The sequence below is a fragment of the Rufibacter tibetensis genome (assembly GCF_001310085.1).
In the GTDB taxonomy this organism is placed as follows: domain Bacteria; phylum Bacteroidota; class Bacteroidia; order Cytophagales; family Hymenobacteraceae; genus Nibribacter; species Nibribacter tibetensis.
The window spans coordinates 1,865,394-1,879,406 of sequence record NZ_CP012643.1; the positions used below are offsets into that span (position 1 = coordinate 1,865,394).

Annotated in this window: 10 protein-coding genes; 5 read left to right on the forward strand and 5 right to left on the reverse strand. The window is 50.1% G+C overall.

Annotated elements, in window-relative coordinates:
• The first annotated feature begins 162 nt into the window (after positions 1-162).
• A complete protein-coding gene (locus DC20_RS07325; protein WP_062543228.1) occupies positions 163-3,102 on the forward strand; it encodes an ATP-dependent DNA helicase in 2,940 nt (979 codons plus the stop codon).
• Between the two features lie 237 nt (positions 3,103-3,339).
• A complete protein-coding gene (carB, locus tag DC20_RS07330) occupies positions 3,340-6,153 on the forward strand; it encodes a carbamoyl-phosphate synthase large subunit (protein WP_062543229.1) in 2,814 nt (937 codons plus the stop codon).
• A gap of 450 nt (positions 6,154-6,603) precedes the next feature.
• Here carB and DC20_RS07335 read toward each other — a convergent pair whose 3' ends face one another.
• Positions 6,604-7,983 (reverse strand): alanine/glycine:cation symporter family protein, encoded by a 1,380-nt coding sequence (locus DC20_RS07335; RefSeq protein WP_062543230.1) that lies wholly within the window; start codon positions 7,981-7,983, stop codon positions 6,604-6,606.
• Between the two features lie 149 nt (positions 7,984-8,132).
• The gene (locus DC20_RS07340) at positions 8,133-8,534 is read right to left on the reverse strand and encodes a thiol-disulfide oxidoreductase DCC family protein (protein ID WP_062543231.1); all 402 of its coding nucleotides are present in this window, start codon (positions 8,532-8,534) and stop codon (positions 8,133-8,135) included.
• 176 nt (positions 8,535-8,710) lie between these two features.
• On the opposite strand from DC20_RS07340, the gene DC20_RS07345 reads away from it, so the two are divergent.
• Complete coding sequence (locus tag DC20_RS07345) at positions 8,711-9,094, forward strand: hypothetical protein (protein ID WP_071885401.1); 384 nt, start codon at positions 8,711-8,713, stop codon at positions 9,092-9,094.
• A 107-nt stretch (positions 9,095-9,201) separates the two neighbouring features.
• A complete protein-coding gene (locus DC20_RS07350) occupies positions 9,202-10,707 on the forward strand; it encodes an HTTM domain-containing protein (RefSeq protein WP_062543232.1) in 1,506 nt (501 codons plus the stop codon).
• A gap of 73 nt (positions 10,708-10,780) precedes the next feature.
• Here the strand turns inward: DC20_RS07350 and DC20_RS07355 are convergent, their stop codons facing one another.
• The 3 genes from DC20_RS07355 to DC20_RS07365 all read right to left on the reverse strand — a co-directional run bounded on the left by DC20_RS07355 (position 10,781) and on the right by DC20_RS07365 (position 12,339).
• Positions 10,781-10,987, reverse strand: a complete 207-nt coding sequence (locus tag DC20_RS07355; RefSeq protein ID WP_062543233.1) for a helix-turn-helix domain-containing protein — start codon at positions 10,985-10,987, stop codon at positions 10,781-10,783.
• A 6-nt stretch (positions 10,988-10,993) separates the two neighbouring features.
• A complete protein-coding gene (locus DC20_RS07360; protein WP_062543234.1) occupies positions 10,994-11,629 on the reverse strand; it encodes a DUF2975 domain-containing protein in 636 nt (211 codons plus the stop codon).
• A 206-nt stretch (positions 11,630-11,835) separates the two neighbouring features.
• Positions 11,836-12,339 carry a hypothetical protein gene (locus DC20_RS07365; RefSeq protein ID WP_062543235.1) on the reverse strand — a complete coding sequence of 168 codons (504 nt, stop codon included), beginning with the start codon at positions 12,337-12,339 and terminating at the stop codon, positions 11,836-11,838.
• A gap of 259 nt (positions 12,340-12,598) precedes the next feature.
• On the opposite strand from DC20_RS07365, the gene DC20_RS07370 reads away from it, so the two are divergent.
• Positions 12,599-13,960, forward strand: coding sequence for a DEAD/DEAH box helicase (locus DC20_RS07370; protein ID WP_062543236.1), 1,362 nt, complete (start codon positions 12,599-12,601; stop codon positions 13,958-13,960).
• Positions 13,961-14,013 lie beyond the last annotated feature (53 nt).

Below are 14,013 nucleotides of genomic sequence, written 5' to 3' on the forward strand. Positions count from 1 at the left end.
ATAGTAGCTTAAGGTTGGACTTTGCCCATTTTAACCTGTTTTCCGCAAAACAAGGTTAAAACGCCTTTCTTCTAAGTTGGTTAGCACTGGTTACTTTCTACTACAAATTCCTTAGCATCATGTACCTTTGTGGTTCTGCTTAGACGAGTGAACGAGGTCCTGATGAAAGCTGATTCCCCATCCTTTGCCATCCTGCATTTATTTGCCACCGGCTCGTACGGTCTTCGGCAGGGGCTGCTGCAGATTGGCGTTTTATCGCTGCAGAAAGGCCAGTCTGTTCTGAAGGAATGGTTCATCAACCCGGAGGCGGAGTTTGGACGAAGCGTGCAGAAACAGTCCAAAATCAGCAAAGAACAGGCAAAAAGCGCTCCTACCTGGCAAGAACAAAAAGCCGAAGTGCAGGAATACCTGAGTTCTTTCACGCACGTGTTCTTCTTCCAGGAACGGCATGAACACATCTGGTTCAAGAACTACATCTTGGCCGGCATGCCCTCGCCACCCGTTTGTGCAGACTTGGCGGTGCTCTCCTCGTTCTTTCTGCCGCATCTCAACCTAATGGAGGTGGGCGATTTAGTGGCACTTTCCACCGCTGCCCAGAAAAAGCCTGCTTCCCAACCCATGCCCGTAGCCTTGACGGCGCTGCACACCCAGCTTTTCAAACTGCTGGAAGTGTTACTGCAGAAAATCCCCAGCACCCCGGAAGACGAACCCGGCGAGCCTACCCTGTTTCTACAACTCCTACAGCAAGTACTGAATTTGGGCACCGTGTACATGGGCACTGCTTGGCGAGCCTTGCAAGCCGCTGCCGAGAACATAGAAACGCTGGAGCCGCTAGACCTGCATTGGCTCACGCCTTCTCCTGCTACTGATGTGCCGGTGCTGCCTTATCATCTCCGGAAGTTGCTTTCTTCCTGGCTTCCTACGGTAACCGATGCGACCGTCGTGAAGCCGAGGGTAGACATCGCCCAGCCTTCTGACCAGCTTATCCATGATGCCCTGCACGCCTGGTATAAAAAACATGGATTGCCGGAGCGGTATGCTCAGATGGAGTACTCCAAATTCTGCAACAAAGCCTTAACCGACAAAGGAACGTTTGTGGCTGAAGCGGGTACCGGCACCGGGAAAACCATGGGCTACCTCATGGCCGCCGCCGAACTGCTGCGCCTGAACCCCGGCCGTAAAGTGGTAATAGCGACTGCTACCAAAAACCTGCAGGAACAAGTCATGCAGGGCGAGATTCCGCGACTGCGCTTTAAAGGTGGTTTACACGCCCATTTGCGGCCTGCCATTGTGAAAGGCAAAAACAATTACCTCTGCTTAAGCGCCCTGTTGGATCTATATGACGAACTGGTAGTGCAGGAAAAAGGCACCATCCGGGAGGGGCTAAGTTGGCTTTCCCTGGTGCTGCGTGTGTATCAAACCCAAGGCGAAGTAGAAGAGATTCCGCACAACATCAGGGCCATCTTACCCGACACGTACCGTCTGCTATCAGAGGCCAATGCCCAGGAAGTATGTGTGCCCAAGCTTTGCCAAGAACCTGCCAAGTGCACGTACGCCCGCCACATGGAGCAGGCCTACGCTGCTGATATCATCGTGACCAATCACCATAAACTGCTGCAACTTCCGCCTAAGCTCACGGACCTTATCAAGCACTGCATCATTGATGAGGCCGACCAGTTCCCGGACTTCGCCCGAAGTGCCCTGAGCATGAACTTCAGCCTGGGAGTAGTAGAAGCCCGGCTCCTGCGCCCCTTATTAGGCAAAAACTACCGGAAAGGCTTCCTGGACCGAGTGGCGGAACGGGTAGTACATCACGCAGAAACCGAAACGGCCCAGTTGGTACTGGACGAGATTGACTCTATTCACCGTGATTGTGACACCATCAGAACTAGTGGCGAACTGATTCAGGCACTGCCTATACAAGGGGAGCAGCGGTGGCAGGAAGAAGTCGCCTTGGTAGAAAATGGCCGCTGGATTAAACGAGAGTTCAGTGCCGATATTGAGCAGGCGCTGCAGGAGCTGCTGACCGCAATCCAGTTTGTAGCCGGCAAGATTGAACGCATCCTACGCCTCCTGAAAATGCCGGAGGACAAGACCTTCAGTCGTCTGGAAACCTACAAGGAGAAAGCCGCTGAGTTTGCCGATTCTCTGCAAAAAATCACCAGCGACTTTCCGGCCCGCAAATGGATTCATGTACTGGAGAAGAGTGGCCAGAACTGGTCGGTGAGCAAGATGCCATATTACCTGCAGGACGAAATGGAGAAACTGCAGAACATCTACCCCAGCCTGCTGTTCACCTCGGCCACGCTGTACGTTGGCGGCAACACGCAGTATTTCCGGAACCAGTTGGGCCGCAGCGAGCCATTTGAGCAGGAAGTTCGCTACTTGTCGCCGTTCAATTACGAGCAGCAGGAAAAGGTCCATGCCGTAGTTCCCGCGTTCATCCCCTGCTATGAACACAAAATGGCGCAGGACCAGAAACAGGCCTGGTTGCAGACTTCCATGGAAACGCTGCTCAAGTGCATTGTGGCCCTGAACGGCAGAACCCTGGTCCTCTTCACCAGCCGCCGCGACATGGACGATGCCTACCGTTGGCTGTACTCCCGTTTACCCGCCTATGACATTGAGTTACTGAAACAGGAAGGTACCAGTTTGTGGGAAATCAGGCGGTTCAGGCAGGAGGAGCATTCTGTGCTACTAGGTTTGGACCGGATGTGGTCTGGTGTGGATTTTCCGGGCGTCACGCTTTCACAGGTGATTGTTTTCCGGCTGCCTAATCCATCTCTAGGGAATCCACTGGTGGCACACCGGCGTGAGGTGGAAGGCGGTTACTTCTGGAGCAAATTTTACTATCCGGCCAGTCAGCATAAGTTGCGGCAAGGTTTCGGACGATTGGTGCGGCGTGAGAAAGACAAAGGCTCTTTCGTAATCCTGGATTCCCGGGTGCACCATACTGCCCGCATGCAGCACCTCAAAGATGAGCTGCCCGTGGACATCACGCCTTTCCATGCCGGGGAAGACTTGGAAAATTGGCTTTTGAAGACGCTGCTGCCTAAGCTGGAACTAGCTTCTGAGTGGGAACGCCGAGGCATCTCGTTTTAACAATCATAGCCCCCACAGGCCTCATTTCAGAAAACAGGCCTAAAAGCAATTACGCCCTTTTGAGCCTTTTACTCGGCTCCAGTAAAGAAAGCATAAAGCAGACGCTAGTGACAAACGCGCCAGCAGAACAAGACAAATTATTATAATTCTAAGGAATTAAGCACCTAACGCATTTTTTTACAAGTAATCTCAACTTTCTACTTTAACTTTGGGCAATTTATACATACCGCTTTACTAATGCCGAAAGATAATTCCATTAAGTCGATCTTGATCATTGGTTCCGGTCCTATTGTAATTGGGCAGGCCTGTGAATTTGATTATGCTGGCTCCCAAGCCTCCCGCTCCCTGCGCGATGAGGGGATTGAGGTAACCCTCATCAACTCCAACCCCGCCACCATCATGACCGACTCCATCACCGCGGACAACGTGTACCTGAAGCCGCTGGAGAAGAAGTCAATCATTGAGATTCTGGAGAAGCACCAGATTGACGCCGTACTGCCTACCATGGGTGGACAAACTGCGTTGAACCTGGCAATTGACTGCGAGAAAGCCGGTATTTGGAAAAAATACGGCGTGAAAATCATTGGGGTGGACATCAAGGCCATTGAGACCACCGAAGACCGCGAGAAATTCCGTCTGTTAATGATTGAGTTGGGCGTGAATGTCTGCAAAGGCAACACCGCTACCTCGTTCCTGGAAGGGAAAGAAATTGCTCAGGAAATTGGGTTCCCACTGGTAATCCGTCCGTCATTCACCTTGGGTGGAACCGGAGGTGGTTTCGTGAACTCTCCGGAAGAATTTGACAAAGCCTTAACCCGCGGTCTGCACGCCAGCCCTACCCATGAGGTACTGGTGGAGCAAAGCATCATGGGCTGGAAAGAGTACGAGCTGGAGCTGCTGCGTGATAACATCGGGAACGTGATCATCATCTGCTCCATTGAGAACTTTGACCCAATGGGTATTCACACCGGTGATTCCATTACCGTGGCACCGGCCATGACCCTGCCAGACACCATCTACCAACAGATGCGGGATCTAGCCATTAAAATGATGGCGGGCATTGGGCAGTTTGCCGGTGGTTGTAACGTACAGTTCTCGGTGAACCCAGAGGATGACACCATCGTCGCCATTGAGATTAACCCGCGCGTGAGCCGTTCTTCAGCGTTGGCTTCTAAAGCAACAGGGTACCCAATTGCCAAAGTAGCTGCCAAACTGGCCATAGGCTACAACTTAGATGAACTGAAAAACTCTATCACCAAAACCACGTCGGCGTTCTTTGAGCCCGCGCTGGATTACGTGATTGTGAAAATACCGCGCTGGAACTTTGACAAGTTCAAAGGAGCCAACAAGACCCTGGGCTTGCAGATGAAATCTGTGGGTGAGGTAATGGGCATTGGCCGTACCTTCCAGGAGGCGCTGCAGAAGGCTTGCCAGAGCTTGGAGATCAAACGCAACGGCTTGGGCGCCGACGGCAAGGAGAAAACCAACTATGACCAGTTGATGTACAGCCTGGCTAACCCAAGCTGGGACCGTCTGTTCACCATCAAAGACGCCATGAAATTTGGGGTGGCCACCAGCACCATCCAGAAAGTAACCAAGATTGACCCCTGGTTCCTGCAGCAGATTGAAGAACTGGAGCTGACCGAGCGTGAAATCCTGAAGCACACCTTAGACAGCATTCCGGTTGATTTGATGCGTTCTGCCAAGGTAAAAGGCTTCGCTGACCGCCAGATTGCCTACCTGCTGCGTTGCAAGGAAAGCGAAGTGCACGACAAACGTCTGAGCATGGGCATTAAGCGCGTGTTTAAGATGGTAGATACCTGTGCTGCCGAGTTTGAAGCGGTAACGCCATACTACTACAGCACTTTTGACGGCGAGAACGAAAGCAAAGTATCAGACCGCAAAAAAGTAGTGGTGCTAGGCTCAGGTCCTAACCGTATTGGACAGGGCATTGAGTTTGACTACTCTTGTGTGCACGGCGTATTAGCGGCCAGCGAGTGCGATTATGAGACTATCATGATCAACTGCAACCCAGAAACGGTAAGTACAGACTCTGACATTTCAGACAAACTGTACTTTGAGCCGGTATTCTGGGAGCACATCTATGACATCATTCTGCACGAGAAACCAGAAGGCGTGATTGTGCAGTTAGGTGGTCAGACCGCTTTGAAACTTGCGGAGAAACTGACTCGCTTCGGTATCAAGATCATGGGTACTACCTATGAAAGCCTTGACCTAGCTGAAGACCGCGGTGCTTTCTCTACCTTGTTGAAAGAGAACAACATTCCGTATCCTCCATTTGCGAGCGTAACCTCGGCTGAGGAAGCGCTGGAGGTGTGCAAAGATTTGAAGTTCCCATTGCTGGTTCGTCCTAGCTACGTATTGGGTGGCCAGAACATGAAAATCGTGATCAACGAGAAGGAACTGGAAGCGCAAGTACTGGACATCCTGAAAGACAGCCCAGGCAACCACGTACTTCTGGATCACTTCCTTGACCGTGCTATTGAAGCCGAGGCAGACGCTATTTGCGACGGCGAGAACGTACACATTCTGGGCGTAATGGAGCACATTGAACCTGCTGGTATCCACTCCGGTGACTCGTACGCGGTGTTGCCTCCGTTTGACTTAAGCGAGAACGTGCTCCGCCAGATTGATGAGTACACGAAGAAAATCGCGCTGGCGCTGAACACCGTTGGCTTGATTAACATCCAGTTCGCCATCAAGAACGATATTGTGTACATCATTGAGGCGAACCCTCGCGCCAGCCGCACCGTGCCGTTCATTGCTAAAGCGTACAAAGAGCCGTATGTGAACTATGCCGCCAAGGTGATGCTGGGCGAAAAGAAAGTGACTGATTTCACCTTCAACCCGCAACTGGAAGGCTACGCCATCAAAGTACCGGTGTTCTCCCACAGCAAGTTCCCAGAAGTGAACAAAGAGCTAGGACCAGAAATGAAGTCAACCGGTGAGGCCATCTACTTCATTGATGACCTGGAAGACGAATACTTCACCAAAATCTACTCTGAGCGTAACCTGTATTTGAGTAAGTAAGAAGTCAACGTATATATGTATAAAAAAGGCTGCTCCTTCTGGAGCAGCTTTTTTTGTTTATGGCTAGTTTTTAGAATACAGGCTAAAAAACGCATTCCCCACAGGCGCGAGTTTCCAGCTCGTGTCCGCACGCACGGCTGTACCTTTCCTTTCCCCCATTTAGTCATCCTGAAAGGATCTTGTGAACGAACGGTAGAGTCGCTTCTTCAATGCCTTTTTAGTTCGCCCACAAGATCTTTCCAAGATGACAAAGTATGTTGGTAAGCCATAGGAATAAACTAGAATACCGAGTTTCTGCAAGGCCAGAACCAAAGAATTTGTCAGCAATGCGTGCGGACACGAGCTGTAAGCTCGCGCCAGCGAGGGATCTCAGTAGAAAGAAGAAACCGTTTCGGGGCTGCTTCTACAAAACAGACCCGAAACGGTTTCTGAAATAATACTTAACTCTTTTTAAAACTGCTGTATCTGCCCGGCTTTTAACCTAGCCAGGTAATCTTTTGAAGCGGCCATTACTCTAGGGGACAACAGTAGCGCGCAGGTCATGGTAGGGATAGCCATGAGTGCGAAGGCGGTGTCTACCAGGTTGATGACGGAAGTGATGGTTACAATGGCCCCAATGATGATGGTGAGGATGTAGAAGTAGTCGTACAGACGGCGGTACTTGAACCCGAATAGGTAGGTAAAGCACTTGGACCCGTAGTAGCAGTAAGAAAACAAAGAGGTGAAGGCGAAGATAAACACGCAAATCACTAGCAGGTACTTGCCTATTTGTGGCATAGCAACCCCGAAAGCTTGCGCTGTCATAGTCACCCCGTTCCCGGAATTGGTTTCCCAAACGCCAGTTACCAGAATAGCCAGTCCGGTCATGGTGCAGACTACAATCGTGTCAATGAACGGCTCCCACATGGCTACCAGCCCTTCGCGTACGGGCTCATTGTTCTGCGATTCGCCGTGCATCATGGCGGCGGTGCCAATCCCGGCTTCGTTGGAGAAAGAGGCACGACGGGCACCCATGATGATCACCTGCATCACGGCCCCACCCATCACAGCATTCCCGGTGAAGGCATCCTCAAAGATAAGTGCGAACATGCTTGGTATGGCTGTGATATTGGAGAAGATGATGTACAGCACCGAACCGGTGTATAACACCACCATTAGGGGTACCAGTTTGGTGGCCACGGCTGCAATCCGTTTCAGGCCGCCAAACAAGATAATGGAAACCAGAAGCGCCATGGCCATGCCCATGAACAGATTAGAAATAAACGTGTCTTCACCTACCATGCCGCTGGGTTTCAGGACAACATCAGTAATGATCTGAGTGAGCTGGTTTGCCTGAAAAAGGGGCAATGTTCCAAATAGACCGGCAAACGCGAACAGGATGGACAAAGGCTTCCATTTTTTGCCTAAACCCTCGGTAACCATATACATAGGTCCGCCCTCTATGGCGCCCAGTTCATTCCGGCCACGGTACATGATGGAGAGAGTACAGGTGAAGAATTTGGTGGCCATGCCCACAAAAGCGCTTACCCACATCCAGAACAGTACGCCTGGCCCGCCCATGGCAATTCCTACGGCAACGCCACTGATGTTTCCCATGCCAATGGTTGAGGCTAGCGCACTGGCCATAGCCTGAAAAGGAGTAATTTGCCCGGCAGCGTTAGGGTCCTGGTATTTTCCCTGCAAGATGCTGAGAGAATGCCTCATCATCCGGAAGGGAATCAGACGGCAGTAAAGCATCAGGAAGAGGCCACCACCCATCAGCAAGATCAACAAAGGCATGCCCCAGGCTAATCTACTGGCCTCGGCAAGAAAAGCGTCTATTTTTTCCACGAAGAGATATTTGACTAGAATCTACAAACTTAAGGCAGGAAACCTGCAAAAAGAATGTCTTGGTACTGAAATCACCAATACTCTATAGAATCACAGGTATAAAAGGAGAAATGGCATCCCTAAGCACTTCCTTCTGTTTTAAGCCAGATTTACAGAAAACGGGCCTTTAACGCAGGGGTGGGCAGCATACAGCTTTCCTGTTGCCCAAACCACTTGTAGCGGTTACGTGAAACCCAGTCGTATAAGGGATCACGGAGGAATGCAGGAACGAGCATCAGGGTATACAACCAGGACCAGCCTCCCTTTAGATGACGCACAATGCGCAGGGCAGCGGTAGACCGGGTAAAGACTTTTCCGTTTTCCACCAATAAAACACTTTTGAATTGTTCAGTAGGGAAACCATGGGTTCTGAGTACCTCCTGCCCTATTTCAGACTGCAGCGATGCGAATTTGAAATATTCTTTTGGATCATTGTTGATCACAAACTGTACAAATCCGTTACATAGATTGCAAACGCCATCAAACAGGATGGTAGGAGAAGAAGGGAGCATGAAAATGCAGTATAAGGGGTTCTAGATAGATACGCGCATAACAACGCACTTGTTAAAGAATTTCTGTGCCAATGAATAAATTAACATAGAAAATGGCACCTTTCTAAGAAGTATGCGTAAAAGATGAACTTGAAAAGAAAAACCATTTTAACATCATTCATTAATCTGTCAAAACTATGAAAAAGACTTTTTTAAACCTGTTCGCAGTTGCTGCCATGGTAGCAACGTCGGCCCTGACTTCTTGCTCAGGTACTGGTGAAACCACTACTGATACCACTACCACTGACATGAGTACTGAAAGTGGTACTACCAGTGGTACTACCGGCACCACCGGAACTACTAGCACTACTACTGGAACCACCGGCACTACCTATGGAACTACTGGTACAACAACCGGTACTACCACTGGAACCACTACCGGTACTACTGGAACCACAACAGGGACTACTACCGGAACCACAACAGGAACTACCACCGGAACCACCACTGGTACAACAACAGGAACTACCGGCACTACTACTGGAACTACCACTGGTACAACCGGAACCACCAGCCGTTAGTAGTTTAGCATAACGTTCTTTGGAACGTGCAATATAGTGCAGAAAGGCAAGGCCAAATGGTTTTGCCTTTTCTGTTTTCCCTTGCTTTAACCATCACGTGAATCCCTATGCACCTACTTAAACAGTATCTGCATCGCGTTTTTTACACAGACACCCGTGCCCTCTCCCTTATGCGGGTATGGGTGGCCAGTGTATTACTTATAGACATTGGCATCAGGGCTTCTGACCTGGAAGCGCATTACTCTAACATGGGCATTCTGCCCTTGCATGCGCTGCACGCCAACGCCTGGAACCAATATTTCTTCTCGCTGCACGCGCTAAGCGGCATGTGGCAGTTTCAGGCAGTGCTTTTCGGGATTGCGGGTGTAGCGGCCATCTGCCTTTTGCTGGGGTATCATACCCGTTGGGCCACGTTTATTTCGTGGCTCCTTTTGCTGTCCTTGCAGAACCGGAACCCGCTCATCAGCCAATCTGGTGACAGCCTCTTACGGATGCTGCTTTTCTGGGGCATGTTCCTCCCCTGGCACCGCCATTATTCCCTGGATGCCCGACGTTCCCTTACTTCTGAAACCACTCCGCATTACCTGAGCATGGCTTCGGCGGCCTACATTCTACAAGTGGCTTGGGTATATGTGTTCACGGCCTTGCTTAAAAGCGGGCCAGACTGGACCACAGACGGTACGGCCCTGTACTATGCCCTGAGCCTGGACCAGATTCTGATGCCCGGCGGGCGAATCCTTTACCAGTATCCACTTTTGATGAAGCAGTTAACTCACGCCACGTACTTCCTGGAGTTGTGGCTGCCGTTTATATTGCTCATCCCCTGGAAGACTACCTGGTTCAGGATGATTTTCTTTGTGGCTATAGTAGGGCTGCACATTGGCATTAGTTTGACGTTGTTTGTGGGCTTGTTTTACCTCATCAGCATTTCAGCGGTAATGGGGTTATTGCCAACTCCGGTCATGGACACCGTAGACCGTTACCTACGTGCTGGCTACACCCGTCTGCACAAACGCTGGACCAGGATAGGTAAAAGCTGGAAATCCCCGGTAGACCTTCAGGTACATTTGAAATGGAATACTCCTAAGGGTGCAGATTCATTCCCTGTAAAATATGCGCGCGAAGGCGTGGTGCTGGTGGCCTTGATGCTGGCGTTCTGGTGGAACCTGAGCACCTTAGGCAAGCCTTACTTTCAGGTACCGGGCAACATGCATTGGGCGGCCTTGATCCCGAGGCTGGACCAGAACTGGAGTATGTTCGCCCCCAACGTTTTCAAAGACGATGGCTGGTACGTGTTGGAAGGCATCACCAACAGCAATAAAAAAGTAGACCTGAATCAACAAGGCAAGGAGCCAGACACGGTAAAACCGGCCTCTGTGATGAGCCTCTTCAAAAACGACCGCTGGCGCAAATACTCAGAAAACTATTTGTTTACCCCCAATGAATACATGCGGCCTTACTACTGCTTCTATTTGCTGCGCCGGTGGAACGAAGACCATCCCAAAGAAGAACAGATCAATGAGCTTTCAGTGGTATACATGAAGGAGTTCTCCCTTCCAAACTACAAAACGGCCCCTATCAAACGCGAAGTTCTTTGCCATTGTAAGCCGTAGTTGTTTGGGGCTCATTTTCTAAAATCGGTCTCTAAACAGCTAAGGGAAAGCCTGTATGAAGTTCTACAACTCTCTACTCTGCCACAAACTCCAGAATGTCGCCGGGTTGGCACTCCAATACTTTACAGATGGCTTCTAAGGTAGAAAACCGGATGGCTTTGGCTTTGCCGGTTTTCAAGACAGATAAGTTAGCAAGGGTAATTCCTACCCGTTCAGACAATTCAGTTAACGACATTTTGCGGCGGGCCATCATCACGTCCACATTCACGATTATAGGCATACTGGCTTAAATAGTCAGTTGGTCTTGTTCATACAGTTTGTTGCCTTCCTTGAAGATTTCGGCCATAATGAAGGCACCCAGCATAAACAACAATGGAGTCATCTTCAAAGAAAAACCCATCCGGGAGATACCTTCGGCGTCCAGAAACCAGAATCCATTTATCAGTGCCAAACCAAGGCACAGGAAACCTATTTTCCTGAAAGCCTCTACGCTTTTAGAATGGAATGTTTGCACGCTTTGTACAGCCCGAATCACGTTCATGAGTTCACGCACAATGAGCAGCAGTAAACCCAAGCCTACCACAAACTGCAAGGATAGAACATACAGAGAAAACCTGCTGATACTCCCCAGAGAAATCTCTTGATCCAGGTAAATTTCCTTTCCTATGGAGGAAGGAATATCTATGTTAAAACCTGTCCTTTTCTTGTTCGCCACATCATCAGTGCTTGGCAATTCTTCCCCATCGCTCTTGAAGAAACGAACACTATTATGGTCAGGAGAGACTACCACGGTCTTGTACGCCTCTGGTCTTATATGCCAATGCACAAAAACCCCGATATACAACACCAGCACCAACAACATCAGTCTTGTGAACGTCTTTCCACCCCGTAAGGCAATATCTAGTAATAGGTTCTTGTCCATAGCTGTATCTCCTTATACTTTAAGTAAATAAAGATACTTATTCGTTAATAGTCAATACTTTTTTACCGTTTATCAATAAATTAGTTTTGACTGTCTAGTTCAGGCACCAGCATATTCTTAGGATGTCTAAAAACAAAAACCCGTTTCAGGGCTGCTTTATAAGAAGCAGCCCTGAAACGGGTTAGAGCAGTAGAAGTTTCTTGCTGTTATCTTTTCTTCTTGCGTAAATAATGCGCCACGGCTCCAGCGGCTACTCCTCCTAAAAGGTAATAGCCAATGGTGAGGGCCTGGGTTTGTTTGGTCCTGGCGCTAGGCGCTACTCCTAAGCCCATAGGCCCGGGCAGGATCACACCGCCCACTCCGGCTATGGCGCCTAAGACCGTTCCTTGCCACAACGCTTTCTTACCAGATCCGGTTAAGCTGTAGTACAGGCTGTTAGATACAATATCACCCACCAGAGACCAGGCATGAAGCTTATCATCATTGGGAGGAGTCTGCCCAGCAAAGCGTAAGCCTTTGGCAATGGCTCGCATTCCCAGAATATCCATCCGTGGAGCTTCCGGGTAAAAACGCCGTACACTCTCATGCACAATGGTAACGGCTACCGCACCAGCCAACCCGCTGATACCCACTCTCAGCCACTTATTCAACCTTTTCTTAGAAGCCTTTTTAGTAGTTCTATCTCTTGTTTCAGTTCTTTCAAATTCCATGGTTACCTGTATTAAGCGTGTGCCTGCCTTATCTGGTGTTATCACGTGAAATGATTTAAACCCTATTTTAACCCTTAAGGTTACTTAAGCTTGAAGGCTTCTTTTAAAGCAGGAGCCTGTTTCAGAGGCACTTTGCCTAAAACGCGCTTAAAATCCAGACTGAATCTTTTTGCCTATCTTTGTGTCTTCTTTGGATAGGCAGCATTTGTCTTCCTTTTTTTCATGCGTGGCCAAACACTTACGGCCGTTATCCATCACAATGACGTTTTCAGAACTAAATCTTATAGAACCTCTGCTGCAGGCCCTGCAGGAAGAGGGATATACCACTCCCACCCCTATTCAGGAACAAGCCATACCACCCGTATTGAACGGCGACGACTTACTGGGTTGCGCCCAAACCGGGACTGGCAAAACTGCTGCCTTCAGCTTGCCGCTGCTGCAGCGCCTGCATGAGGCAGGTCCGGCCCATCCGGCAAAAGCAATCAGAGCCCTGATTTTAACCCCTACCCGCGAGTTGGCTTTGCAGATTGGCGACAGCATTAAATCATATGGCCGTCATACTAAAATCAAATACACCGTGGTGTTTGGGGGTGTAGGCCAGGTACCACAGGTAGAACAGATCAGACGCGGCGTTGACATTGTGGTGGCTACTCCGGGCCGTTTACTAGACTTAATGAACCAGGGACGGCTGTCCTTGAAACACATAGAGACGTTCATCTTAGATGAGGCAGACCGTATGCTGGACATGGGGTTCATTCATGACGTGCGCAAAGTCATTGCCCAGATCCCTTCAAACCGCCAGACCCTGCTTTTCTCGGCTACCATGCCGCAGGAGATCCAGAAGCTTTCGGCCAGCATCCTGCGTGACCCAGTGTATGTAGAGGTAACACCGGTTTCCAGCACGGCTGAGAAAATTGCGCAGAAAGTATTCTTCGTGGAGAAAACCTACAAGCGCGCCCTTCTGAAGCACCTGTTACAAGGAGACGAGATTCAACGGGCATTGGTGTTCTCCCGTACCAAACACGGGGCAGACCGTATTGCCAAAGAACTTTCCAAAGCAGGTATCTCGGCGCAGTCTATTCACGGAGACAAGGCCCAGAGCACCCGCGTGAAAGCGCTTACGCAGTTCAAAAACAATGAACTGAAGGCTCTGGTAGCTACTGATATCGCGGCCCGTGGTATTGACGTGGATGACCTCACGCACGTGATCAATGTAGATTTGCCAAATGAGCCCGAAACCTATGTGCACCGTATTGGCCGTACAGGCCGGGCTGGCGCCGAGGGAATTGCGCTTTCTTTATGCGATGACACTGAACTGCCGTACCTGCGTGACATTGAAAAACTCACCAAGCAAATCATTCCGGTAGAGGAAGAACAGCCGTTTCATGCCGAGTACTCCAAACTACCTTTAGCCGGCGGGAAAGCCACTGATAAGTTAGCCCGCAAAGCTAGCGGTGGTGCCGGGAGCAACGGCCAGAACCGTGGCCCAAGAGGCGGTGGTGGACCAGGCGGACGCCGTCCAGACCAACGCCAGGGAGCCAGCCAGAACAGCGGCAGAAGACCCGACCAGCGACAAGGCAGTGGAAACAAACCGTCTGGCAACCGGGGCGGCTCCAGATAGGCATTGCAAATGCAATAAAAACAGAAAAGCCGAACACCATCAGGTGTTCGGCT

What these genes read in the sequence shown, in the direction of transcription:
- DC20_RS07325 (WP_062543228.1), top strand. Translation starts at nt 163, where the DNA reads ATGAAAGCTGATTCCCCATCCTTTGCCATCCTGCATTTATTTGCCACC.
- carB (WP_062543229.1), top strand. Translation starts at nt 3,340, where the DNA reads ATGCCGAAAGATAATTCCATTAAGTCGATCTTGATCATTGGTTCCGGT.
- DC20_RS07340 (WP_062543231.1), bottom strand. Translation starts at nt 8,534, where the DNA reads ATGCTCCCTTCTTCTCCTACCATCCTGTTTGATGGCGTTTGCAATCTA.
- DC20_RS07345 (WP_071885401.1), top strand. Translation starts at nt 8,711, where the DNA reads ATGAAAAAGACTTTTTTAAACCTGTTCGCAGTTGCTGCCATGGTAGCA.
- DC20_RS07350 (WP_062543232.1), top strand. Translation starts at nt 9,202, where the DNA reads ATGCACCTACTTAAACAGTATCTGCATCGCGTTTTTTACACAGACACC.
- DC20_RS07355 (WP_062543233.1), bottom strand. Translation starts at nt 10,987, where the DNA reads ATGCCTATAATCGTGAATGTGGACGTGATGATGGCCCGCCGCAAAATG.
- DC20_RS07360 (WP_062543234.1), bottom strand. Translation starts at nt 11,629, where the DNA reads ATGGACAAGAACCTATTACTAGATATTGCCTTACGGGGTGGAAAGACG.
- DC20_RS07365 (WP_062543235.1), bottom strand. Translation starts at nt 12,339, where the DNA reads ATGGAATTTGAAAGAACTGAAACAAGAGATAGAACTACTAAAAAGGCT.
- DC20_RS07370 (WP_062543236.1), top strand. Translation starts at nt 12,599, where the DNA reads ATGACGTTTTCAGAACTAAATCTTATAGAACCTCTGCTGCAGGCCCTG.